We start from the raw sequence: 24990 nt of genomic DNA on the forward strand, positions 1-24990 counted from the left end.
GGGCATCGATCTCACCCGGTCGTTCCGTGCTGGCCCCCATAGCTTCCACCGTCGGCGCGGAACCCCCGCCGCGCACCCGCGGTGTCCGCATGTTGGAACGGATTATCCCGCTTCCCGAGAACCGCTCCATCATGTAACCTGCACGAAATTTTGCGATCACGCAGAGGGCCAACGTCGTCCCTCGGCACCTTGCTCCCCCAGTGCCTTAAGGGCCTGGGCGGTGCCCCCAGCCACCTGACGACGACGGGAGAGCCGATGCGTACGCCGCGCCAGCCGTCCCAGCACTCCGCGAATGGCCAGAACTGGTCGTTCATGGATGCTCGCCCTGCTGCGCAGGGTATGTACGACCCCCGCAACGAGCACGACGCCTGCGGCGTCGGCTTCGTCGCCACCCTCACCGGCGAGGCGTCCCACACCCTGGTAGAGCAGGCTCTGACCGTCCTGCGCAACCTCGAACACCGCGGTGCCACCGGCTCCGAGCCCGACTCCGGCGACGGCGCCGGCATCCTGTCGCAGGTCCCGGACGCCTTCCTCCGTGACGTGGCCGGATTCGAGCTGCCCGAGGCCGGCGGCTACGCCGTCGGTATCGCCTTCCTGCCGGAGGACTCCACCGCCGACGCCGTCTCGAAGATCGAGACGATCGCGTCCGAAGAGGGCCTCACCGTGCTCGGCTGGCGCGAGGTGCCGGTCGCTCCCCAGCTGCTGGGTGCCACCGCCCGGTCGACCATGCCGGTCTTCCGCCAGATCTTCGTCGCGGACGGTGCCTCCACGGGCATCGCCCTGGACCGCAAGGCGTTCGTGCTGCGCAAGCGCGCCGAGCGCGAGGCCGGCGTGTACTTCCCGTCGCTGTCCGCGCGGACGATCGTCTACAAGGGCATGCTGACCACCGGCCAGCTGGAGCCCTTCTTCCCGGACCTGTCCGACCGCCGGTTCGCCTCCGCGGTCGCGCTCGTGCACTCCCGGTTCTCGACGAACACGTTCCCGTCGTGGCCGCTGGCCCACCCGTACCGCTTCGTCGCGCACAACGGTGAGATCAACACCGTCAAGGGCAACCGCAACTGGATGGTCGCCCGCGAGTCGCAGCTCGTCTCGGACCTGTTCGGTTCGGACGACAAGGCCATAGAGCGGATCTTCCCGGTCTGTACGCCGGACGCCTCCGACTCCGCCTCCTTCGACGAGGTCCTCGAACTCCTGCACCTGGGCGGCCGTTCCCTGCCGCACTCCGTGCTGATGATGATCCCGGAGGCGTGGGAGAACCACGACTCCATGGACCCGGCCCGGCGCGCCTTCTACCAGTACCACTCCACGATGATGGAGCCCTGGGACGGCCCGGCCTGTGTCACCTTCACCGACGGCGTCCAGGTCGGCGCGGTCCTCGACCGCAACGGCCTGCGCCCCGGCCGCTACTGGGTCACCGACGACGGTCTCGTCGTCCTCGGCTCCGAGGTCGGCGTCCTGGACATCGACCCGGCCAAGGTCGTCCGCAAGGGCCGCCTCCAGCCCGGCCGTATGTTCCTCGTCGACACCGCCGAGCACCGCATCATCGAAGACGACGAGATCAAGGCCGAGCTCGCCGCCGAGAACCCGTACGCGGAGTGGCTGGAGGCCGGCGAGATCGAGCTCTCCGACCTGCCCGAGCGCGAGCACATCGTCCACACCCACGCCTCGGTCACCCGCCGCCAGCAGACCTTCGGCTACACCGAGGAGGAGCTTCGCGTCCTCCTCGCGCCGATGGCCAAGGCCGGTGCCGAGCCGATCGGCTCGATGGGCACCGACTCGCCGATCGCCGCGCTCTCGGACCGCCCGCGGCTGCTCTTCGACTACTTCACCCAGCTGTTCGCGCAGGTCACCAACCCGCCGCTGGACGCGATCCGCGAGGAGCTCGTCACCTCGCTGCGCTCCGCGCTGGGCCCGCAGGGCAACCTGCTCGACCCGAACGCGGCCTCCTGCCGCAGCGTCCTGCTGCCCTTCCCGGTCATCGACAACGACGAGCTGGCCAAGCTCATCCACATCAACGCCGACGGCGACATGCCCGGCTTCAAGGCCGCGACGCTGTCCGGCCTGTACCGGGTGCACGGCGGCGGTGACGCGCTGGCCGCGCGCATCGAGGAAATGTGCGCCGAGGCCGACGCCGCGATAGAGAACGGCGCCCGGCTGATCGTCCTGTCGGACCGCCACTCGGACGCCGAGCACGCCCCGATCCCGTCGCTGCTGCTCACCGCGGCCGTCCACCACCACCTCATCCGCACCAAGCAGCGCACCCAGGTGGGCCTGCTGGTCGAGGCCGGTGACGTCCGCGAGGTGCACCACGTCGCCCTGCTCATCGGCTACGGCGCTGCCGCGGTCAACCCGTACCTGGCGATGGAGTCCGTCGAGGACCTGGTCCGCGCCGGCACCTTCCTGCCCGGCATCGAGCCCGAGAAGGCCATCCGCAACCTCATCTACGCCCTCGGCAAGGGCGTGCTGAAGGTCATGTCCAAGATGGGCATCTCGACCGTCGCCTCCTACCGCGGCGCCCAGGTCTTCGAGGGCGTCGGCCTGGACGAGGCCTTCGTCGAGAAGTACTTCAACGGCACGGCCACCAAGATCGGCGGCGTCGGCATCGACGTCATCGCCAAGGAGGTCGCCGCCCGCCACGCCAAGGCGTACCCGGCCTCCGGCATCGCCCCGGCGCACCGCGCGCTGGAGATAGGCGGCGAGTACCAGTGGCGCCGCGAGGGCGAGCCGCACCTGTTCGACCCGGACACGGTCTTCCGCCTCCAGCACTCCACGCGCTCCGGCCGCTACGACATCTTCAAGAAGTACACCGAGCGCGTGAACGAGCAGTCCGAGCGGCTGATGACGCTGCGCGGTCTGTTCGGCTTCAAGTCGGGCCGGCAGCCGATCTCCATCGACGAGGTCGAGCCGGTCTCCGAGATCGTCAAGCGGTTCTCCACGGGCGCCATGTCGTACGGCTCCATCTCCCAGGAGGCGCACGAGACCCTCGCCATCGCCATGAACCAGCTGGGCGGCAAGTCCAACACCGGTGAGGGCGGCGAGGACCCGGAGCGTCTGTACGACCCGGCCCGCCGGTCGTCCATCAAGCAGGTCGCCTCCGGCCGCTTCGGTGTGACCTCCGAGTACCTGGTCAACGCGGACGACATCCAGATCAAGATGGCCCAGGGCGCCAAGCCCGGCGAGGGCGGCCAGCTGCCCGGCCACAAGGTCTACCCGTGGGTCGCCAAGACGCGTCACTCGACGCCGGGCGTCGGCCTCATCTCGCCGCCCCCGCACCACGACATCTACTCCATCGAGGACCTGGCCCAGCTGATCCACGACCTGAAGAACGCGAACCCGCAGGCGCGGATTCACGTCAAGCTGGTCTCGGAGGTCGGCGTCGGCACGGTCGCCGCGGGTGTCTCGAAGGCGCACGCGGACGTCGTCCTGATCTCCGGCCACGACGGTGGCACGGGTGCCTCGCCGCTGACGTCGCTCAAGCACGCCGGTGGCCCCTGGGAGCTCGGCCTCGCCGAGACCCAGCAGACGCTGCTGCTCAACGGCCTGCGCGACCGCATCGTCGTCCAGACCGACGGCCAGCTGAAGACCGGCCGTGACGTGGTCATCGCCGCGCTGCTCGGCGCCGAGGAGTTCGGTTTCGCGACCGCGCCGCTCGTCGTCTCCGGCTGCGTCATGATGCGCGTCTGCCACCTGGACACCTGCCCGGTCGGCATCGCCACGCAGAACCCGACCCTGCGCGAGCGCTACTCCGGCAAGGCCGAGTACGTCGTGAACTTCTTCAAGTACATCGCCGAAGAGGTCCGCGAGATCCTCGCCGAGCTGGGCTTCCGCTCCATCGAGGAGGCCGTCGGCCACGCCGAGGCCCTCGACGTCACCCGCGCGGTCAACCACTGGAAGGCGCAGGGCCTGGACCTGGAGCCGCTGTTCCACGTGCCCGAGCTGCCCGAGGGCGCGGTCCGCCACCAGCTGATCGCCCAGGACCACGGTCTGGAGAAGGCGCTCGACAACCAGCTGATCAAGCTGGCCGCCGACGCCCTGTCCGCCTCGGACGCCACCGAGGCCCAGCCGGTGCGCGCCCAGGTGCAGATCCGCAACATCAACCGCACGGTCGGCACCATGCTCGGCCACGAGGTGACGAAGAAGTTCGGCGGTGCGGGCCTGCCCGAGGACACCATCGACATCACCTTCACCGGCTCCGCCGGCCAGTCCTTCGGCGCGTTCGTGCCGCGCGGTGTCACGCTGCGCCTGGAGGGCGACGCCAACGACTACGTCGGCAAGGGCCTCTCCGGCGGCCGTGTGATCGTCCGCCCGGACCGCGGCGCCGACCACCTCGCCGAGTACTCGACGATCGCGGGCAACACCATCGCCTACGGCGCGACCGGCGGCGAGCTGTTCCTGCGCGGTCGTACCGGCGAGCGGTTCTGCGTCCGCAACTCCGGCGCCACGGTCGTCTCCGAAGGCGTGGGCGACCACGGCTGCGAGTACATGACCGGCGGTCACGCGGTGATCCTCGGCGAGACGGGCCGCAACTTCGCGGCCGGCATGTCCGGCGGTATCGCGTACGTCATCGACCTGGACCGCGACAACGTCAACGTCGGCAACGTGGACGCCGTCGAGGCGCTGGACGACACCGACAAGCAGTGGCTGCACGACGTGATCCGCCGCCACCAGGAGGAGACGGGCTCGACCGTCGCCGAGAAGCTCCTGGCCGAGTGGGACACCGCCGTCGAGCGGTTCAGCAGGATCATCCCCAGCACGTACAAGGCAGTGCTCGCCGCCAAGGACGCCGCCGAGCGAGCCGGTCTCTCCGAGACCGAGACCCACGAGAAGATGATGGAGGCGGCGATCAATGGCTGACCCGAAGGGCTTTCTGAACCACGGCCGCGAGGTCGCCAAGTCCCGCCCGGTCGAGGAGCGCCTCAAGGACTGGAACGAGGTCTACGTCCCCGGCTCCCTGCTGCCCATCATCAGCAAGCAGGCCAGCCGCTGCATGGACTGCGGAATCCCGTTCTGCCACAACGGCTGTCCGCTGGGGAACCTCATCCCCGAGTGGAACGACTACGCCTACCGCGAGGACTGGGCCGCCGCCTCCGAGCGGCTGCACGCGACGAACAACTTCCCGGAGTTCACGGGCCGTCTGTGCCCCGCTCCCTGTGAGTCGGCGTGTGTGCTCGGCATCAACCAGCCGGCCGTCACCATCAAGAACGTCGAGGTCTCGATCATCGACAAGGCGTGGGAGACCGGGGACGTCGCCCCGCAGATCCCGGAGCGCCTGTCCGGCAAGACGGTCGCGGTCATCGGCTCGGGCCCGGCCGGTCTGGCCGCCGCCCAGCAGTTGACCCGGGCCGGCCACACGGTCGCCGTCTACGAGCGCGCGGACCGCATCGGAGGCCTCCTGCGCTACGGCATCCCCGAGTTCAAGATGGAGAAGCGGCACATCAACCGCCGTATCGAGCAGATGCGCGCGGAGGGCACCCGCTTCCGTACGGGCATCGAGATCGGCCGCGACCTGAAGGCGACGGACCTGAAGAAGCGGTACGACGCGGTGGTCCTGGCCGTCGGCGCGACCACGGCCCGCGATCTGCCGGTGCCCGGCCGTGAGCTCAAGGGCATCTACCAGGCCATGGAGTACCTGCCCCTGTCCAACAAGGTCCAGGAGGGCGACTTCGTGGCGCCCCCCATCACGGCCGAGGGCAAGCACGTCGTGGTCATCGGCGGTGGCGACACCGGCGCGGACTGCGTGGGCACCGCCCACCGTCAGGGCGCGGCCTCCGTCACGCAGCTGGAGATCATGCCCCGCCCGGGCGAGGAGCGGAACACGGACTCCCAGCCGTGGCCGACCTTCCCCATGCTGTACAAGGTCACGTCCGCGCACGAGGAGGGTGGCGAGCGGGTCTACTCCGTCTCGACGACCCACTTCGAGGGCGACGAGGACGGCAACGTCCAGTGGCTGCACCTCACCGAGGTGGAGTTCATCGACGGCAGGCTGACCCCGAAGCCGGGCACGGAGCGCAAGATCCCCGCCCAGCTGGTCACCCTCGCCATGGGCTTCACCGGCACCGACCGGGAGAACGGCCTCGTGGACCAGTTCGGCCTGGACCTCGACGAGCGCGGCAACATCGCCCGTGACGACGACTACCAGACCAACGTGCCGGGCGTGTTCGTCGCCGGTGACGCGGGCCGCGGCCAGTCGCTCATCGTGTGGGCGATCGCGGAGGGCCGCTCGGCAGCGCGCGGGGTGGACCGCCACCTCACGGGTGTCAGCGAGCTGCCGGCCCCGATCCGCCCGACGGACCGGGCGCTGATGGTCTGACAGCACCTCGATAATCGTCCCGTACAAAGGCGTGCGGAACACAGATGGCGCCTGTCCCACAGTCCCCGACCGGACGACCGGGCAGGCGCTGTCGCATGTCCTCAGCCGTTCCCGTTCCTGTTCTCATCGGGCCACACCTGGATGTGGTCCTCCTCCAGTTCCAGCAGCACCCGGTCCGCCATGCCCAGTGCCGTCGTGTACTCGTCCGGCAGCTGAAGGCGGCCCGCGCGGTCGAGCATCGCGTATTCGCGGGCCACCAGGGACTCCTCGCCCGCCTCGTCGACCTCCGTGCGGCGCAGTACCTCCGTCGAGGTGCGGCCGTCGCGGATCGCGACCGTGCGGCGGACCTCGCCGGCGACGGCCTGGTCGTGCGTGACGATGACGATCGTCGTGCCGAGCTCCTCGTTGGCCCGGCGGAACGCCGCGAAGACCTGCTGCCCGGTCGCCGAGTCCAGTTCGCCGGTCGGCTCGTCGGCGAGCAGTACGGCGGGTGCGTTGGCCAGGCCGACGGCGATCGCGACGCGCTGCTGCTGACCGCCGGACATCTGCCGCGGACGCCGGTCCCGGCAGTCGGCGACACCGAGCATGGCCAGCAACTCTTCCGCCCGGCCGACCCGTTTCCCGCGCGAGCGGCCCGCCAGCTGCATGGGCAGGGCGACGTTCTGCACCGCCGTCAGATACGGCAGCAGGTTCCGTGCCGTCTGCTGCCAGACGAGGCCGACCACCTCACGCCGGTATCGCAACCGCGCCTTCGCGTCCATCGCCAGCAGATCGCGGCCCGCGACCTTCGCGGCGCCCGCGGTCGGGACGTCCAGGCCCGCGAGGATGTTCATCAACGTCGACTTGCCGCTGCCGGACGCCCCCACCAGCGCCATCAACTCGCCCTCCCGCACCAGGAGATCGAGCCCCTGGAGCGCCTGTACCTCCATGGCGTCCCCGCCACCGCGCTTGGCGAAGATCCGCACCAGCCGGTCGCAGGCGATCAGGGCGTCGTGCCCGTACGCGGGCCGGTCGCGGTGCCGTGCCACCTGTCGCTCCAGCTCCGCGAGCGACTCCGTCGTACCGCTCATCGCATGTCTCCTGCCCTGAGGTGAGTGATCGGTGTCCGGCGTCCCGCCCACCAGGCCTGCGCGACGGCCACCGCCCCCGCCAGCAGCACCGCGCCCGCCGCGGGCAGGGCCAGCGACCACACATCGGCGCGCAGCGCGGCACCCCCCGGCGCCGTCACGCCGGACGCGTCGGGCAGAGCCAGCCGGTCCAGGTCGATGCCGGGGGCGAGCAGCCCCACGGTGGCCCAGCCGACGGCCATGCCCCCGCCGGCCGCCAGCAGCGCCAGGGGCAGCGCCTCCAGGCCGAGCAGCCGCCGCCCCTGGCGGGTCGTCAGACCCAGGGTGCGCAGCCGGGCCAGCAGCGCGGCCCGTTCCGGCGCGGACCGCAGCAGGCCGAGCACCAGGGCGAGCAGGGCGTACCCCGCGCCCGCCACGACGGCCCAGACGTAGATCCGCTCGGCGCCCGCCTGCAACGGCGAGTCGGACAGCGCCGCGCGTTCCTCGCCGCGCAGCGTCACGGAGAGATCCGCACCGGCGCCGCTCACGGCCTCCCGCAGTGCTTTCGCGTCGAGCCCGGCACCTGCCGCCAGCAGGATCGAGGGACCGCCGAAATCCTTCAGCCCCGCCGCGTCGACCAGCAGGAACTCGCCCTCGGGGACGGCCGGGGTGCGGGGACGCACAGCGGTGATCCGCACCGTGACGGCTCCGCCCGCCAGCACGATCCGGTGCGGCGCCCGCCCGAGCCGCTCGGCGACCTCGGGGGAGGCGACGGCGTCCAGCACCCCGCCCCTGGCTCCCAGCGACTCGGCGGCGAAACCCCCGAGTCCCGTCTGCCGGGCCAGCCCCGCGTACGAGTCCGGCCGGACCCCGACCACCGGCAGCGACTGCGTCTCGTCGGACGCGCGCTCCGCGGCGTACTCGATTCCCACGGCCGTGACCTGCCGTACGCCCGCCACCTCCCGAACCGCCCGCGCGAGACCCGCCGGGAGCGGGGAACCGTCGGCCGTGGAGATCCGCACGTCCGCGCCCGTCTCCAGCAGCGCGGCCCGGTCCCGGGCGTCCGCCACGCCCGCCAGCACGGACCCTCCGAACGCGGCCGTCGTCAGGGCCGTCAGCAGGGCGAGCAGCGGCAGCGTGGCGACCGCCGCCGGTGAGCGGCCCGCGCGGGCCAGCGACAGGAACCCGACCACGCCGCGCAGCCGCCCGGCCGGGCCGGCGGCCCACCGCAGGGGCAGCGGATACAGCCGTACGAGGACCAGCGCGGCGACCAGACCGACGAGCACCGGGGCGGCGCTCACCAGCAGATCGCCCGCCCCGGCCGTACCGCGGCGGCGCAGTGCCGCGACCGAGCCGACGGCCAGCACCAGCAAGGTCAGTTCGGCGACGGTCCGGCGCCCGCCGGGCCTGGCGTGGGCGAGGTCGTCGCGCTCCTGGTGCGCCCTCGGCCTGCGATGCGCCACGGCCGCGCGCACCGGCAGCCCGGCACAGGCGAGCAGGGCCACGGCGCCCGCCCCGAGCACGGCGGGCAGCGGCCGGGCCTCGTCCACGACGAGCACGGCGAGCAGCAGACCCGAGGCCGCGGCGGGCACCGCCGGCACCGCGGTCTCGGCCAGCAGCCGCCCGGCGATGCCGCGCAGGGAGCCGCCCCGGGCCCGCAGCAGGGCGAGTTCGACGTCCCGGCGGGCGGCGGCCACCCCCGCGCTCATCACCAGGACGACGACGGCGACCGCGGCGATCCCGAAGGCCGCGACGGCCACCACGGGCGTGATCGCGTCACGGGTCGCCGTGTAGGAGTCGACGACCTGCTCCAGGCCGGTGGACAGCTGCGCCGTCGGACCGGCGGCCCCGCGCATCCGCACCAACCCGGGCCCGTTCTCCAGGGAAGCGACGCCGTCGACGAGCGCAGGGACGTCCCCCGCGGTGAGCCCCCCGGCCGCGGGCGCGAACCGCCAGTACTTCTCCGGCTCGCCCTGGCCGCCGAGCAGCGCCGGTGCCGCCCCGGGCGCCAGCAGGACACCCGCCTCCCAGTAGTACAGCGGGGGACGGCTGCCGGTGGCGGCCAGGGCCGGTGTGCGCAGGACCGGTTCCGCGGACCAGTAACTCCGCTGCGGATGCCGGGGATCGAGGATGCCCGTGATCCGCACGGTCAGCGGCCCGTGGGGGAAGCCGGCGAGGGTGAGCTCGGAGCCGGCCCGCAGCCGCAGCGTGCGGGCGGTCTCGGCGGTCACGGCTCCTTCCACCACCCTGGTGTCCACGGTCACCGGTGTGCCGACGGTGGGCAGCCGGCCCTCCCGCACGGTGGCGTGGCCGGCCGCTCCCGACTGCGCGAGCAGGGTGAACCGGGGCGGCAGCCCGTCGGGCCGGGGCAACGACGCGTCCAGTGCCTCCAGGCTCTTGCCCGTGCGCACCCCGTACGCCGACTCGGCCGGGTCCGCCCGCAGCGGCTCGGGCAGCAGCGCCCGGGCCGAGCCCTCGACCGCCGCGAGCGCCTGAGGCAGCACCGCGTCCGCACGGGCCTCCTCCGGCTTCTCGAGACCGGGCTGCGGCGCCTTCAACTCCAGCACGGTGGACTCGGGAGAGGCACCGGCGAGGGCCTGGCGCAGCCCGTCCGTCTCGTACGCCTCGACGGCCCGGGGCAGGACGGCGGCGAGGAACGCCGTGACCAGCACCAGCAGACCGAAGGCGACAGCGGACACGGGCGCGGTCCGCAGCCGGGTCCGCACCCAGGGCGCGCCCTGTTCCTTCGGCATCTCAGTCCTCCCCCTGATGGCGGAGCGCGACGGCCGGCTCGGCACGGCGCAGCGCCGACGCGGCGGTGATCAGCAGCAGCGGGGCGGCTACCCCCGCGAGGAGCAGCGCCACCCGGAACGGCGGCAGTTCGACGAGGACGGGTGGCACCGGCCGCGTCGCGTCGGAGGTCAGCACGATCAGCGGGACGACGGCCCTGGTCAGGACGGCACCGAGACCGAGCCCGGCGAGCAGACCGACGCCGATGAGCAGGCTCTGCTCCGTCGCGACCAGCCGCGCGAGATCCCGGCGGGGCGCGCCCAGGGCGCGCAGCACGGCGAACTCCGCGGACCGCTCGCGCCGCGCACCGGCGGCACTCACCGCGAAACCCCCGGCGGCGAGGAGAGCGGCGGCCACCGCCACCGCCGTCAGCGCCGAGCGCGGCCCGGCGCCGAGCGGATCCCGCAGCAGTTCGGCCGCGGTCTCGTCCCGCACCAGCACCTGGTTCGGCTGGAGGTCGGGGCGCGCCCGCAGCGCGGCGGTGACCTCGGTGGCCTTGCCCGGGGCGGGGCTCACCCACCATTCGGTGGGGGAGAGCGGCGCACTGGCCCGCTGGGCCAGCACGGCGTCGACGGCCCGCAGATCGAGCAGCAGCGCCCCGCCGGTCATGGTTTCTCCGGCCAGGTCGGTGGCGGCGGTCGGCAGCTCCTCGACCGGCCGTACGATCCGCACCCGCAGCTGTTCCCCGGACAGCGGTACGTCGACGGTGTCGCCGGGTTCGGCTCCCGCCGCCCGCAGGAAGTCCCGGGTGGCGACGGCGGCGAGGGTCCGCGGTGCCCCGCCCCCGGCGGTGCCGACGCGGACGGTGTAGATCGACGGGGCTGCGTAGCTCTCCTCGCGGCCGGCGCCGGTGCCGTACGACACGGCCAGCGGCGCGTTCCCCGACACGGCGGGCTTCGCGGCCTTACGGGCGACGACCTCGCCGTTCTCCGTCACCACCCCCTCGCCCCGCCAGCGCGTTCCGGCGGGCACCGGGACGGGCCGCGCGGAGCCGTCGCGGCCGGTGACGAGCAGCCGTTCGACGGTGAAGCGGTGCTTTTCGGAGCGGCCGACGGGAGAGGCTTCGTCGAGCTGAAGCCCGGTCAGCCGCAACGGTCCGGCCGGGGCGGCGCGGCGGCCCGTCGTCGTCACGTCCAGGTCGAGCGTGAACCGGTGGACCCGGCCGTCCACCGGGACATTCCCGGCGCCCAGCCGGTACCCGATGCCGTACCGGTCCTCGACGACCACCGTGAGCTGGGGCGCGCGGCCGGAGGGGGAGCGTCTCGTCCGGGCCCCTGTGTCGGTGATCCGCACGTCGAGGGCGAGCCGCCGGGTGTCGCCGGGGAGCCGCACGGGCCGGTGGGTGTCCGGCGCGGGCGGGGCCAGGGCCCGCAGCAGCTTCTCCGGGGGCACGTCGGCGAGATCGCCGCGCATCAGCATCCCGTCCCCGGCGTGGGCCGTGTCCAGGGCGAGGACCGTCGCCTCGCGGCCGCCGGAGAGGCCCAGGGTGGCGCGATGCGCGGGAGCGACGTCCCGGGCCCCGGGCAGTGCGGCGTAGAGACCGGTCTGCCCGGGGCTGCCCGGCCTGTAGTCGAGGACCCGGACGGGGGCGCCCGTCCTGAAGTCGGCCTGGTCGTCCTGCGACCGGTCCCAGGACGCGCCGTGTCCGATCGCCAGCATTCCGGTCGCCACGGCGATGACCAGCAGCAGCACCGGACCCGCCCCGCGCAGCGGACGCCGGCTGAACTGCCACCCCGCCAGCGCCGCCGGCAGCCCGCGCCCGCCGGCGGACCGCCGTTCCGCGAGCCGGGCCGCGAGGGGCAGCAGACGCAGCGTCAGGACCGTGCCCGCCAGCAGCGCCAGCGCGGGTGCCGCGACCAGCAGCGGGTCGATGCCCAGCTCCCCGGCCCGGTCCCGGCTGAGCGCCCCGCCGCCGGTCGCGTCGGTCTGCCGGTCGAGCTGCCAGTACGCCACGCCCGCGATCAGCAGCAGCGCGACATCGGCTCCGGCCCGCACGGGCGCGGCCGACGTCGCGGCACGGACCCGCCGTAGCCGTACGGGCGTGCCCGCCGTCGCCGCCAGCGCGGGCGCCACGACCGCCACCGCGCACGCCGCCGCCACCCCGCCCGCGACCAGCCAGACCCGGCCCGCCGGGACGGTATCGAGCCGCAGCCCGATCCGGTCGAGCGAGGACCACCGGGCCAGCAGCCGGGCCAGCGGGCCGGACAGCAGCGCGGCACAGACGGCGGCCGGTACCGCGAGCAGCAGCGCCTCCAGCGCGGCGAGTCCCGCGATCCGGCCGCGTGATCCGCCCCTGGCCCGCAGCAGCTCGGTCTCACCCGCCCGCTCGCCGTCCAGCAGCCGGGCCACCAGCAGCAGCGCGTACCCGGCGAGCAGCACCAGCTGCACGGAGACGATCATCAGCGTGGACCGGGCCACCAGCAGGGCCCGCCCGGTCCGGTCGAGCACCTCGGGAAGTTCGGTGCGTACGTCCGCGTCGCCCCCGAGTGCCGGGTCCTCGCGCAGCGTCCCGGCCGCGCGCACGGCCGCCGCGCGGAGCGCGCCGATGCCGTCGGTGGTGACGGTCCGGTAGTCGGCCGTCGCCACCCAGCCGGTGCCGTCCGCGGAGGCGCGGCCGGAGGCGAGCACCGACGCGTCGGCCAGCAGCGGCCCGAACGTGGTGAAGTCGACGGTGCGCACGCCCTGGCCGCCGAGGGCGTCCGCCTGCCAGTAGGGATCGGAGCCGTCGGCCGCCCGGTACACGCCGGTCACCCGTACCCGGAGCGGTTCGCCGCCCAGCCGGTCGGTGAGCGTGACGCGCGCCCCGGTCCGCAGCTTCAGCCGGTCGGCCGCCGCCTCGGGCAGGGCGACGGGCACGGCGGCGGTGCGTGCCGCCGCAGCCGGGCCCGGCAGACTGCCCGCGACCATCCTGATCCGCGACCGGTCGAGGGCGGCGAGGTGCGTGAGATCGGGCTGCCCGGCGCGGGCGTCGGCGTCCTGGAGGGAACGGGGCAGCGCGTACGGCCCGGACCGCTCCAGCGCCCGCACGGTCACCGGCAGCCCGCCGAACGCCTCCCGCGCCCCGCGCACCACCGCCCGCCGCGCCGCGTCCCGCCGCTCCCGGGGCACGTCCGCCTCCACGACGAGGGAGGCGGAGGCCGCGGCTCGTCCGTCCAGGACAGCGCGCAGCGCCGCGTCCCCGACGGAGCCGGAGAAGGCCGTGAGGGTGGCGAGCACCGAGGTGGTCAGCAGTACGGTGAGCAGGGCGGCCACGAGGAGCAGCCGGTGCGCACGCAGGCGCAGCAGCAGTAAGCCCGTCACGCTTCCCCCACCCGATGGCCGAACCGCTCTTCCCCCAACCCGGCATGCATATCACGGAGTTACCGGCCCTGCGCATGAGTTCGAATGCGGGTTGTTCCGCTCTTGACCATCCGGACCGGTTCCGTATGGGATGCGGTGATGACCGAGAACACCAGCCCGGGGTCCGGTGCCGCCCTCGCCGACGACGCGTCCGACGAGCCGATGCTGCGGGTGGCGGACCTGCACCACTCCTACGGCACGGGTGCCGCGACCGTGCACGCGCTGCGCGGGGCCTCCTTCGCCGTCCGGCGCGGGGAACTGGTCGCCCTCAAAGGCCGCTCGGGCTCCGGCAAGACGACGCTGCTCCACATGATCGGCGGCCTCGACTCCCCGCAGAGCGGCCGTGTCGTCGTGGGCGGCACCGACCTGTCGGCGCTGAGCGGGAGCGAGCTGCTGGAACTGCGCCGCGACCGGATCGGTTTCGTCTTCCAGTCCTTCGGGCTGATCCCCATCCTCACCGCCGCCGAGAACGTGGGTGTGCCGCTGCGGCTGCGCCGGGCCGAGCCGCGCGAACGCGAGGAGCGGGTGGCGCTGCTCCTGGCCCTGGTGGGCCTCGCCGGCCACGAGACACAGCGGCCCGCCGAGCTCTCCGGCGGACAGCAGCAGCGGGTCGCCATCGCCCGGGCCCTCGCCAACCGCCCGGCCCTGCTGCTCGCCGACGAACCGACCGGCCAGCTCGACGCCGCCACCGGCCTGGCGGTGATGGAACTGCTGAAGGCCGTGGTCCGCAGCGAGGGCGTCACGGCCCTCGTCGCCACCCACGACCCCCAACTCCTCGGCCTGGCCGACCGGGTGCTGGAACTGAGCGACGGAGTGGTCGTCGAGGAGTGAGAGGGTGAGGCCATGGTCGCGATCAGTCTGAGCAAGGTCCAGGAGACCGCTCCCGCGCTGGTGAACCTCTACAAGAGCGCCGGGGTGACCCTCACGAAACACGGCCTCGACGGGCTGCGGGCCGCGGTCTACCTCGTGGTCGATTACTCCGGCTCGATGAGGCCGTACTACCGGGACGGCAGCGTGCAGGCGCTCGCCGACCGGGTGCTCGGACTGTCGGCGCACCTGGACGACGACGGCACCGTGCCGGTCGTGTTCTTCTCCACCGACGTCGACGCCGAGACCGGGATCGCCCTGGCCGACCACCAGGGGCGGATCGACCGGATCGTCGCCGGGCTCGGGCACATGGGCAAGACCAGCTACCACCTGGCCATGGACGCCGTCATCGACCACTACCTCGACAGCGGTGCGGCCGAGCCCGCCCTCGTGATCTTCCAGACCGACGGCGGCCCTATCAGCAAGCTCGCCGCCGAGCGGTATCTGTGCAAGGCGGCGAGGCTGCCGATGTTCTGGCAGTTCATCGGCTTCGGCGACCCGGGCAGCAAGCAGTTCGACTTCCTGCGCAGGCTGGACGAGCTGGCCGTGCCGGGCAAGCGGATCGTCGACAACGCCGGGTTCTTCCACGCGGGTGAGGATCCACGGAGGGTGCCGGACGCCGAGCTGTACGACCGGCTGGTGGGCGAGTTCCCGAAGTGGCTGGTGGCCGCCCGGGCCCAGGGGATCGTGCGGCCGGCCTGAGACCGGCCCGGTCACCCGCTCGTCCCCTTGGCCTATCCGTCCTTACGCCCCATTTGCACCGCCGCGAGGCCGTGCCACGCTGGGAAGGATCCGACGGGGAGGCGACGACGTATGGGCGACGACGGCGCACGACGGGTGTACGGGACGGACTCCGCTCGCCGGAGCCCCCCTCCCGGCAAGGGCGAGAGGCTCGCCGACTGGGCGGACGGGCGGCTCGGGCTCTTCGGGCTGGCCAAGGCCAACATGCGCAAGGTCTTCCCTGACCACTGGTCCTTCATGCTGGGCGAGGTCACCCTCTACAGCTTCATCGTGCTGATCCTCACGGGCGTCTACCTCACCCTGTTCTTCGAGCCGAGCATGCAGGAGGTCGTCTACAACGGCTCCTACACGGAGCTCAACGGCGTGCTCATGAGCAAGGCCTTCGAGTCCACGCTGGACATCAGCTTCGACGTGCGCGGGGGGCTGCTGATCCGGCAGATCCACCACTGGGCGGCGCTCGTCTTCATCACCGGCATGATGGTGCACATGATGCGGGTGTTCTTCACCGGCGCCTTCCGCAAGCCGCGCGAGCTCAACTGGGTCTTCGGCTGGACCCTGCTGATGCTCGGCATCATCACCGGCCTGACCGGCTACTCGCTCCCCGACGACCTGCTCTCCGGCACCGGCATCCGCTTCGCCCAGGGCGCGATCCTGTCGATCCCGATCGTCGGAACGTATCTGTCGTTCTTCCTCTTCGGCGGGGAGTTCCCGGGCGAGGACATCATCTCGCGGCTGTACCCCGTCCACGTTCTGCTGCTGCCCGGGATCATGCTGGGCCTGGTCGCCGCCCATCTGATCCTGGTCTTCTACCACAAGCACACTCAGTTCCCGGGCCCCGGACGCAAGGAGCGGTCGGTCGTCGGCATGCCCTTCCTGCCGGTCTACATGGCCAAGGCGGGCGGCTTCTTCTTCCTCGTCTTCGGCATCCTGACGGTGATGGGCGCGGTCGCCCAGATCAACCCCGTGTGGGCCTTCGGCCCCTACCGCCCCGACCTGGTCACCACGGGCGCCCAGCCCGACTGGTACCTCGGGTTCTCCGAGGGCCTGATCCGGGTGATGCCGGGATGGGAGATCAACCTCTGGGGTCACACGCTCGTCCTGGGCGTGTTCATCCCCTTCTCGCTCTTCCCCCTGATCCTGCTCGCCCTCGGCGTCTATCCCTTCATCGAGGCGTGGATCACCGGTGACAAACGCGAGCACCACATCCTGGACCGGCCGCGCAACGCGCCCGTGCGCACCGGCCTGGGTGTGGCCTGGCTGACCCTGTACGCGGTGCTGCTGATCGGCGGCGGCAACGACATCGTGGCCACCCATCTGCATCTGTCCATCAACGCGATCACCTGGTTCGTGCGGATCGGTGTCTTCGTGCTGCCGGTCGCCGCCTTCATCGTCACGAAGAAGATCTGCATGGGCCTCCAGCGCCGTGACCGCGCCAAGGTGCTGCACGGCATGGAGACGGGCACGATCAAACGGCTGGCCAACGGCGAGTACATCGAGATCCACGAGCCCCTCTCGCAGGCCCGGCTGTTCACCCTCACCCAGCACGAGCAGCGGCCGCCGTACGAGGCCGGGCGCGAGATCGACGCGGGGGGTGTCCGCCGCAAGGTCAAGCGGTCCGAGCGGCTGCGGGCCCGGCTCGCGAACGCCATGTTCGGGCCCGACGCGCGGATCGAGAAGCCGACGGCGGAGGAGTACCGGGAGATCACCAGCGGCGATCACCAGCCGCACTGACGACCAGGGCCCGGCACTCCTGGGGGCCGCCCCAGGCGGTGCGCAGGGCCCGGGCCTTGGTCAGCCACAGGGACAGGTCGTACTCCGCCGTGTAGCCGATCGCGCCATGCAGCTGCAGCGCGGTACGCGCGGTGCCGTACGCCGCCTCGCACGCGGCGACCTTGGCGGCGGCGACATCGGCCGGACGCATGGTCAGCGCGGCGCCGAACACCAGCGGGCGCGCGAACTCCAGGGCGATCTTCGCGTCGGCCAGCCGGTGCCTGACCGCCTGGAACGAGCCGACGGGCACCCCGAACTGGCTGCGCTGCTTGACGTACGCGACGGTTCTGTCGAGCAGCGCGAGGCCCACGCCGAGGGCCTGGGCGGCGGTGGCGAGCCGGGCCCAGACGAGGGCTTGTTCCGTGGTGGTGTCGACGACGTCGCCGCCGGGGGTGAGGGGGGTGAGGCGACGGGCGGGGTCGAGGGAGGGACGGACGGGGCCGTGGCCGGGGGAGAGGCGGATGCCGTCGGGCGCCCAGGAGAGCCTGAGGCCGGCCGCGTCGCCGTCCAGCGCGTACGACGCCCCCTCGGGTGCCACCGTCGCCATCGTCCCGCCGGACGCCAGCGAAGGCAGCAGCCGCTCGGCGATGCCCGGGCCGGCCCCCGACAGCAGCACCGCCGCCGTGACCGTCTCGACCAGCGGGCCCGGTACCGCATGGCGGCCCAACTCGACGAACGCGACGGCCAGTTCGACGGGGTGCCGGCCCAGACCCTCGTACGCCTCAGGGACCGCCAGCGCGAACGTGCCCGCCTGCGCGACACGGGACCACAGCGCCCGCCCGCTCGCATGGTCGCCCCGGCTCCAGTCCCGCACCACCGCCGGTGTGCCGGCCGCCGTCAGCAGGGCGTCCAGGGAGGCGGCGAAGGCCCGCTGCTCGGCGTCGAGGAGGAAACGCATCAGCGGCGCCCCTTCGGCAGGCCGAGCAGGCGCTCGGCGATGATGTCGCGCTGGATCTCGTTCGTGCCCGCGTAGAGGGGACCGGCGAGTGCGAAGACGTACCGCTCCGCCCAGTCGGTGTCCGCCATCTCGCCCTCCGGGCCGAGGAGGTCGAGGGCCGTCTCCTGCAGGGCGATGTCCAGTTCGGACCAGAAGACCTTGTTGAGACTCGACTCCGGGCCGACCGCCTCGCCGTCCAGGAAACGGGAGGCCGCCGCGTACGTGAAGAGCTGGTAGGCCCGCGCGCCGATCAGGGCGTCGGCTACCCGGTCCCGCACGGACACCGGACCGCCCCGCTCCCGCCACAGCCCGTTAAGCCGCCGCGCGGCGGCGAGGAACCGGCCGGGCGAGCGGAGCATCAGCCCCCGTTCGTTGCCCGCTGTCGACATGGCGATCCGCCAGCCCTGGCCGGGCTCGCCGATCACGTCCTCGTCGGGCACGAAGACCTCGTCCAGGAACAGCTCCGCGAACGCCGGCTTGCCGTCGAGACGGGCGACCGGGCGGACCGTGACGCCGGGGGCGCGCAGGCCGAACATGAGATACGTCAGGCCCTGGTGTGGTTTCGGGGCCTTTGGGGCGCTGCGGAACAGGCCGAACGCGCGGTCGGCGAACGCGGCGCGCGAGGACCACGTCTTCTGGCCGCTCAGCAACCAGCCGCCGTCCGTGCGCACGGCCTTCGCCCGCAGCGACGCCAGGTCCGAACCGGCCTCGGGCTCCGACCAGGCCTGCGCCCAGATCACCTCGCCGGAGGCCATCGCGGGCAGCACCCGGGCCCGCTGCTCCTCGGTGCCGTGGTCGAGGAGGGTCGGGGCGAGCAGATGGATGCCGTTCTGACTGACGCGTCCCGGGGCGCCCGCCGCGTAGTACTCCTCCTCGAAGAGCAGCCAGCGCAGCAGACCGGAGTCCCGTCCGCCGTACGCCGAAGGCCAGTTGACCACCGACCAGCGGTCCGCGGCCAGCTCCGCCTCCCAGGCGCGGTGCGCGGCGAAACCCTCCGCCGTCTCCAGGGAGGGCAGCGGCGCGCACGGCACATGCGTCTGCAGCCACTCCCGCACCTCGGTGCGGAACTCCTCGTCCGCCGGGGAGAACGCGAGGTCCACGACCGCTCTCCTTCCCTAACAAGTGTTTGGTAGGTTAGCGTGAGCCCATGACAGACGTCGAGAGTCCGTCGTACGTGCCCGGTCACGGCCTGCTGACGGGCCGGACCGCTGTCGTCACCGCGGCAGCCGGCGCGGGGATCGGCGGGGCCACGGCGCGGCGCCTCCTGGAGGAGGGCGCACGCGTGCTGATCAGCGACGCGCACGGGCGGCGGCTCAAGGAACACGAGGCGGAGCTGGCCGCCGAGTTCGGGGAGGCCTCAGTCACCGCCGTGCCCTGCGACGTCACCGACGAGACGCAGGTGCGCACGCTCTTCGAGACGGCCGCGCGGGAACACGGGCGCCTCGACGTCGTGGTCAACAACGCCGGGCTTGGCGGCACCGCGCATCTCGTCGACATGACCGACGACCAGTGGTCCCGCGTCCTGGACGTCACGCTGAACGGCACGTTCCGGTGTGTGCGGGCCGCGCTCCGTCATATGAAGGACACCCGTGGCGGCGTGATCGTCAACAACGCCTCGGTCGTCGGCTGGCGCGCCCAGGCCGGACAGGCCCACTACGCCGCCGCGAAGGCCGGCGTGATGGCGCTGACCCGCTGCGCGGCCATCGAGGCGGCCGACTACGGGGTGCGGGTCAACGCGGTGGCACCCAGCCTCGCCATGCATCCCCACCTCGTGAAGGTGACCACCCCCGAGCTGCTCGCCGAACTGACCGCACACGAGGCCTACGGGCGGTACGCCGAGCCCTGGGAGGTGGCCAACGTGATCGTGTTCCTCGCGTCCGGCTACTCCTCGTACATGACGGGAGAAGTGGTGTCCGTCAGCAGCCGGCATGCCTAGGACGACAATGGACCTGTGCCTCCTACGAAGAAGAAACCCCAGGTGACCGTCCCCGCCCGGCGCAGCGAACTCCTCGGCACCGCCGCCGAGGTCTTCGCCGAGCAGGGCTACAACGCCACCACCGTCCGCAAGATCGCGGACCACGCGGGCATGCTCGCGGGCAGCCTCTACTACCACTTCGACTCCAAGGAGTCGATGCTGGAGGAGATCCTGCGGACCTTCCTCGACGAGCTGTGGGACGGCTACGACGCCGTACTGGGCGCCGGGCTCGGCCCGCGCGAGACGCTTCAGGCCCTGGTCACCGAGTCGTTCCGGGAGATCGACCGGCATCGCGCGGCCGTCGCGATCTACCAGAAGGAGAGCAAGCAGCTCGTGGCGCAGGAGCGGTTCGCGTTCCTGGCCGAGTCGCAGCGCAGATTCGAGAAGGCGTGGCTGTCCACCCTGGAGCGCGGCGTCGCCGAGCGGGCCTTCCGCGCCGACCTCGACGTCCGGCTCACCTACCGGTTCGTGCGCGACACGGTCTGGGTCGCCGCGTCCTGGTACCGCCCGGGCGGACAGCACAGCCCGGAGGAGATCGCCCGGCAGTACCTGTCGATGGTGCTGGACGGGATCGCCGTACGCGAATAGCCCTTATCTGTGAGGGAGTTGTCATGGCCGAGGCCTACATCGTCGAAGCGGTCCGCACGCCCGTCGGGCGGCGCGGGGGAGGACTGAGCGCGGTCCATCCCGCCGACCTCGGCGCGCACGCGCTGGGGGAGCTGATGCGCCGCTCGGGCGTCGACCCGGACGCCGTGGAGGACGTCGTCCTCGGCTGTCTGGACACCGTGGGGCCGCAGGCCGGGGACATCGCGCGGACCTGCTGGCTGGCGGCCGGGCTGCCCGAGGAGGTGCCGGGCGTGACCGTCGACCGGCAGTGCGGCTCCTCGCAGCAGGCCGTGCACTTCGCGGCGCAGGCCGTGCTGTCCGGCACGCAGGACCTGGTCGTCGCCGGCGGTGTGCAGAACATGTCGATGATCCCCATCGCGTTCGCCACCCGGCAGGCCGCCGAACCCCTGGGGCTGACCCAGGGGCCGTTCGCCGGCAGCGCGGGCTGGCGGGCGCGGTACGGGGACAAGCCCGTGAACCAGTTCGTGGGCGCCGAGATGATCGCCGCCAAGTGGGGGATCAGCCGGCGGGACCAGGAGGAGTTCGCCCTGCGCTCCCATCAGCGCGCGGCCCGGGCGATCGACGAGGGCCGCTTCGACCGCGAGACCGTGCCGTACGGGGAGGTGACGACCGACGAGGGCCCGCGCCGGGACACCTCCCTGGAGAAGATGGCCGGGCTCAAGCCGGTCCTCGACGGCGGCACGATCACCGCCGCCTGCTCCTCGCAGGTCTCCGACGGGGCGGCGGCGATGCTGCTGGCCTCCGAGCGGGCGGTGCGCGACCACGGCCTCACCCCACGCGCACGTGTGCACCATCTCTCGGTGCGCGGCGAGGACCCGATCCGGATGCTCACCGCCCCGATCCCGGCGACCGCCCACGCCCTGAAGAAGACCGGCATGGCCATCGACGCCATCGACCTCGTCGAGATCAACGAGGCCTTCGCCCCGGTCGTCCTGGCCTGGCTGAAGGAGACCGGAGCGGACCCGGACAAGGTCAACGTCAACGGCGGTGCCATCGCCCTGGGCCATCCGCTCGGCGCCACGGGCGTGAAGCTGATGACCACCCTGCTGCACGAACTGGAGCGCACCGGCGGCCGGTTCGGCCTGCAGACCATGTGCGAGGGCGGCGGACAGGCCAATGTGACGATCATCGAGAGGCTGTGAGACGCCGGCAGGTGTCCTCGGCCTCCTTCACCATCCGTTCCACCAGTTCCGCGCAGGAGGGCAGGTCGCCGATCACCCCGGCGACCTGCCCGGACGCCATCACCCCCAGATCCGTACGGCCGTCCACCATGGATGCCCTGAGCAGCATCGGTGTGTTCGCGGCCAGCAGGACCTGGCTCCAGGTCAGGTCCTTGCCGTGCTTGAGCGCACGGCCGTCCCGGAGCATGCGGCGCCAGCTCGTGCCGGACAGCTTCCGGTAGCCCGCCGCCCTGCGGACCGCCTGGAGGGCACCCCGCACCCGGCCGGAGCGCTCCAGCGCGTCGACCAGGTCCGTCCGCAGCATGCGGTGCGGCAGTCCGTCCACGGCCCTGGTGACCGTGACGTCCCGTACGGTCGCCGCCAGATACCGCGCCTTCACCGCGTCCGGCACGGTCGAGTCCGAGGTGAGCAGGAACCGCGTCCCCATCGCCACACCCGCCGCCCCGTAGGCGATGGCCGCGACCAGCCCGCGTCCGTCGAAGAACCCGCCCGCCGCCACGACCGGTATGTCCACGGCGTCGACCACCTGCGGCAGCAGCACCGTCGTGGCCACCTCGCCGGTGTGCCCGCCGCCCTCCGTGCCCTGCACGAGCACCGCGTCCGCGCCCCACGCCGCCACCTTCTCGGCGTGCCGCCGCGCCCCCACGGTCGGCATGACGACCACCCCGGCCTCCTTGAGCTCGCCGATCAGCTCCCGGGAGGGGGCCAGGGCGAAGGAGGCGACACGGACGCCCTCCTCGACCAGGATCCGGACGCGGTCGCCCGCGTCCGCCGCGTCGGCCCGCAGGTTCACCCCGAACGGCGCGTCGGTACGGGCCCCGACCTCCCGTACGGCCGCGCGCAACTGGTCGAGCGTCATCGTCGCGGAGGCCAGGATGCCGAGGGCGCCCGCGTTCGCCGTCGCGGAGACCAGGCGCGGGCCCGCCACCCAGCCCATCCCGGTCTGCACGACGGGATGGCGGACACCGGTCAGCCGGGTCAGCGCCGTCTCCATCACGAGGCGACCTCCCGGGCACGGGTGCCGGCCGGGTCGACGACCTCGCGGATCAGCCGCAGCTCCTCAGCGGTCGGTTCACGCGTCGGCGGCACCACGTCCGGGACGGTCAGCTCGAAGCCCGTCGCCTCCCTGACCTCCTCCACCGTGACCCCCGGGTGCAGCGAGGCCAGCCGCATCGAGCGGTCGGGGGTGGCGAAGTCGAAGACGCCCAGGTCGGACACGACCCGTGGGATGCGGTGGTGCCGCGCCCCGGCCGCACGGTCGTACCCGACGCCGCAGACCATGTCGACCCGCTCGACGAAGACCCGCCGGGAGTGCCTCGGGATCCAGTAACTGGTCGGGTTGTTGAGGGTGTTGACCGGTGCGCCGCGCACCCCGAGAAGCTGCCGTCTCGGCCGCTCCCAGTCGCCGATGCAGGAGATGTTCTGGTTGCCGAACCGGTCGATCTGGCTCGCGCCCATCATCACGTGCCGCCGGCCGCCCGTGACCCAGGCCAGGTGCTGCCGGTACGGCAGCCAGCCCTCCGCCGTCCCGTCCGGGCGGACGAGCAGCGCCTCGCCGTCGGTCAGCAGCAGGTCCGGCGCGAAGGTGAGCCGGGCGAGCCGGGCACCGACGGAGGGGATCAGCCCCATGGGACTGGCGAGCACCTCGCCGTCGTCCCGCCAGGCATCGGCGCACGCGATCACGCAGTACTCGGCGCGAGTGATCACGCGGTGATCGGCGCGCCCGGCCCCCGTCATGTCCCCTCCTCGACGGCCGGCCGGCAGGCCCGCTCGTCCTCGACGGCCGACCGGTACGCCTGCTCGTCCCCGGCGAGGAACCTGGCCGCGAACTCCGGCCAGGGAGTGGTCGCGTAGGTCTTCTGGAAGGCCTCGTCCCGGCCGTAGTCGGGCGCGCAGGACGTGAAGTGCGCCCCGTTCGGGGCCTCGACGACGCCGGTCACCCGGTGCCGTTTGACCAGCAAGGTCTGCGGTGCCGCCGCCTTCGTCAACTCGGCCGTGTCGACGATCCGTTCGCAGCTGACGTACGCCGTGTCGGCCGCCTCGCAGAACAGGTCGTCGAAGTAGGGGTCGGGGCCCAGGTACTGGCCGTTGCCCAGCCGGTCGGCGCGGCTCAAGTGCACCAGAGCCGCGTCGAGCCGCAGGGCGGGCATCGCGACGAACGTCTCCCCGTCCTCGTACGGCGAAGTCACCGTCCGCAGACCGGGGTTGACCCGCATCACGTCCGAACCGAGCCCGGCCCGCACCGGCAGGAACGGCAGCCGGTTCGCCGCGGCGTGCAGCCCCCACATGAACATCGCCTCGTCGACCTCCGTCAGTTCGAAGGCGCCCCGCTCCCGGGCCGCGCGGTAGTGCGGCTCCAGGGGGATCGAGTCGAGGGTGACGAAGGCCGTGATCAGCCTCCGGACGCGCCCGGCGGCGGCCAGCATGCCCACGTCCGGGCCGCCGTACGAGACGACGGTCAGATCGGTGATCCCGGACCGGAGCAGTGCTCTCACCAGGGCCATCGGCTTGCGGCGCGAGCCCCAGCCGCCGATGCCGAGGGTCATGCCGCTGTGCAGACGGCAGACGACCTCGTCGGCGGTCATCGTCTTGTCGCTCACCTACGCACCCTCCTTCTCCTTCCCGAAGCCGGCCCGCACCCGGTCGGCCACCCCGCTGAGGCCCGCCTCGAAGGTGAAGCCCTGCTCGAAGCGGTAGCTGCGGCGCACGTCGACCGGATCGATGCCGTTGATGGCGGCCTTGGCCAGGCGCAGCAGCCGCCCGTCCTTCGCCGCGATCTCGCGCGCCAGCTCCATCGCGGCGGCCGGCAGTTCCTCGCGCGGCACGACCCGCCACACCGAGCCGTGCGCGTGCAGCTCGGCCGCGCTCGCCGTGCGCGAGGTGTAGTACAGGGCGCGCATCAGGTGCTGCGGGACCAGCCGCGCCAGATGCGTGGCCGCGCCCAGGGCGCCCCGGTCCAGCTCGGGCAGTCCGAACACCGCGTCCTCGCTCGCCACGATCGCGTCCGCGTTCCCCACCAGGCCGATACCGCCGCCCAGGCAGAAGCCCCGCACCGCCGCCACGACCGGCACCGCGCACTCGTACACCGCCGCGAAGGCCTCCGCGCAGGCGCGGTTGGCGCCGATCAGCGCGCCGTTCCCGTCCCGCTGTATCTCCTTGATGTCCACGCCCGCGTTGAACCCGCGCCCCTCGGCCGCCAGCACCACGCACCGCACCTCCGGGTCGCGTCCCGCTGCGCGCACCGCGTCGGCCAGGGCGAACCAGCCGGCCACCGGCAGGGCGTTCACCGGCGGGAAGTCGACCGTGACGACGGCGATGGCTTTTCCCGCGTCGAGGCCTTTTTCCGGGAACGAGGTGGAGACACCCATGGCCGCATCAGCTACCTTTCCACCAAACGTTTGTTAGGT

The 24990-nt window shown here is 72.7% G+C and carries 17 protein-coding genes; 8 read left to right on the forward strand and 9 right to left on the reverse strand.

The genetic code is table 11. The features are described 5' to 3' along the window. Window positions 1-255 precede the first annotated feature (255 nt). Both gltB and OG542_RS30325 read left to right on the forward strand, forming a co-directional pair. Window positions 256-4854 (forward strand): glutamate synthase large subunit, encoded by a 4599-nt coding sequence (gltB, locus tag OG542_RS30320; RefSeq protein ID WP_328414925.1) that lies wholly within the window; start codon window positions 256-258, stop codon window positions 4852-4854. After that, window positions 4847-6310: a glutamate synthase subunit beta gene (locus tag OG542_RS30325; RefSeq protein WP_193480588.1), complete on the forward strand. Its 1464-nt coding sequence runs from the start codon at window positions 4847-4849 to the stop codon at window positions 6308-6310. Before gltB ends, OG542_RS30325 begins: the two co-directional genes overlap by 8 nt. Before the next feature lie 101 nt (window positions 6311-6411). Here the strand turns inward: OG542_RS30325 and OG542_RS30330 are convergent, their stop codons facing one another. Genes OG542_RS30330 through OG542_RS30340 form a run of 3 tightly spaced genes read right to left on the reverse strand, consistent with a single transcriptional unit; the run spans window position 6412 to window position 13446 of the window. Further along, complete coding sequence (locus OG542_RS30330; RefSeq protein ID WP_328414927.1) at window positions 6412-7380, reverse strand: ABC transporter ATP-binding protein; 969 nt, start codon at window positions 7378-7380, stop codon at window positions 6412-6414. After that, on the reverse strand, window positions 7377-10109 hold the full coding sequence (locus tag OG542_RS30335; protein WP_328414929.1) for an ABC transporter permease: 2733 nt from the start codon (window positions 10107-10109) through the stop codon (window positions 7377-7379). Before OG542_RS30335 ends, OG542_RS30330 begins: the two co-directional genes overlap by 4 nt. Window position 10110: 1 nt before the next feature. Beyond that, a complete protein-coding gene (locus OG542_RS30340) occupies window positions 10111-13446 on the reverse strand; it encodes an FtsX-like permease family protein (RefSeq protein ID WP_328414931.1) in 3336 nt (1111 codons plus the stop codon). Between the two features lie 138 nt (window positions 13447-13584). Here OG542_RS30340 and OG542_RS30345 point away from each other — a divergent pair, with 138 nt between their 5' ends. The 3 genes from OG542_RS30345 to qcrB all read left to right on the forward strand — a co-directional run bounded on the left by OG542_RS30345 (window position 13585) and on the right by qcrB (window position 16824). Continuing rightward, a complete protein-coding gene (locus OG542_RS30345; RefSeq protein WP_193480592.1) occupies window positions 13585-14316 on the forward strand; it encodes an ABC transporter ATP-binding protein in 732 nt (243 codons plus the stop codon). A gap of 12 nt (window positions 14317-14328) precedes the next feature. After that, on the forward strand, window positions 14329-15054 hold the full coding sequence (locus tag OG542_RS30350) for a vWA domain-containing protein (RefSeq protein ID WP_328414933.1): 726 nt from the start codon (window positions 14329-14331) through the stop codon (window positions 15052-15054). Window positions 15055-15165: 111 nt separating this feature from the next. Next, a complete protein-coding gene (qcrB, locus tag OG542_RS30355; protein ID WP_311125151.1) occupies window positions 15166-16824 on the forward strand; it encodes a cytochrome bc1 complex cytochrome b subunit in 1659 nt (552 codons plus the stop codon). Here qcrB and OG542_RS30360 read toward each other — a convergent pair. Together OG542_RS30360 and OG542_RS30365 are read right to left on the reverse strand one after the other, a co-directional pair. Further along, window positions 16796-17761, reverse strand: a complete 966-nt coding sequence (locus OG542_RS30360; protein WP_328414936.1) for an acyl-CoA dehydrogenase family protein — start codon at window positions 17759-17761, stop codon at window positions 16796-16798. The genes qcrB and OG542_RS30360 overlap by 29 nt on opposite strands. Next, window positions 17761-18900 carry an acyl-CoA dehydrogenase family protein gene (locus tag OG542_RS30365; RefSeq protein WP_328414938.1) on the reverse strand — a complete coding sequence of 380 codons (1140 nt, stop codon included), beginning with the start codon at window positions 18898-18900 and terminating at the stop codon, window positions 17761-17763. Before OG542_RS30365 ends, OG542_RS30360 begins: the two co-directional genes overlap by 1 nt. 47 nt (window positions 18901-18947) lie before the next feature. On the opposite strand from OG542_RS30365, the gene OG542_RS30370 reads away from it, so the two are divergent. The 3 genes from OG542_RS30370 to OG542_RS30380 are packed head-to-tail and all read left to right on the forward strand — an operon-like array spanning window position 18948 to window position 21544. Beyond that, window positions 18948-19736 carry an SDR family oxidoreductase gene (locus OG542_RS30370; RefSeq protein WP_311125148.1) on the forward strand — a complete coding sequence of 263 codons (789 nt, stop codon included), beginning with the start codon at window positions 18948-18950 and terminating at the stop codon, window positions 19734-19736. 15 nt (window positions 19737-19751) lie between these two features. Then, window positions 19752-20363, forward strand: a complete 612-nt coding sequence (locus OG542_RS30375; protein ID WP_311125147.1) for a TetR/AcrR family transcriptional regulator — start codon at window positions 19752-19754, stop codon at window positions 20361-20363. A gap of 23 nt (window positions 20364-20386) precedes the next feature. Beyond that, window positions 20387-21544, forward strand: coding sequence for an acetyl-CoA C-acetyltransferase (locus OG542_RS30380; protein WP_328414940.1), 1158 nt, complete (start codon window positions 20387-20389; stop codon window positions 21542-21544). Here OG542_RS30380 and OG542_RS30385 read toward each other — a convergent pair. From OG542_RS30385 to OG542_RS30400, 4 genes are read right to left on the reverse strand one after another with little or no spacing between them, the layout of a single operon-like run. Beyond that, window positions 21528-22577, reverse strand: coding sequence for an NAD(P)H-dependent flavin oxidoreductase (locus tag OG542_RS30385; RefSeq protein ID WP_328418175.1), 1050 nt, complete (start codon window positions 22575-22577; stop codon window positions 21528-21530). The genes OG542_RS30380 and OG542_RS30385 overlap by 17 nt on opposite strands. Continuing rightward, on the reverse strand, window positions 22577-23320 hold the full coding sequence (locus OG542_RS30390) for a CoA-transferase subunit beta (protein ID WP_328414942.1): 744 nt from the start codon (window positions 23318-23320) through the stop codon (window positions 22577-22579). Before OG542_RS30390 ends, OG542_RS30385 begins: the two co-directional genes overlap by 1 nt. After that, the gene (locus OG542_RS30395; RefSeq protein ID WP_328414944.1) at window positions 23317-24183 is read right to left on the reverse strand and encodes a CoA transferase subunit A; all 867 of its coding nucleotides are present in this window, start codon (window positions 24181-24183) and stop codon (window positions 23317-23319) included. The genes OG542_RS30390 and OG542_RS30395 overlap by 4 nt, the downstream gene beginning before the upstream one ends. Continuing rightward, the gene (locus OG542_RS30400; protein ID WP_311125143.1) at window positions 24184-24951 is read right to left on the reverse strand and encodes an enoyl-CoA hydratase family protein; all 768 of its coding nucleotides are present in this window, start codon (window positions 24949-24951) and stop codon (window positions 24184-24186) included. Between the last annotated feature and the right edge of the window lie 39 nt (window positions 24952-24990).

The organism is Streptomyces violaceus (genome assembly GCF_036014075.1).
In the GTDB taxonomy this organism is placed as follows: Bacteria; Actinomycetota; Actinomycetes; order Streptomycetales; family Streptomycetaceae; genus Streptomyces; species Streptomyces violaceus.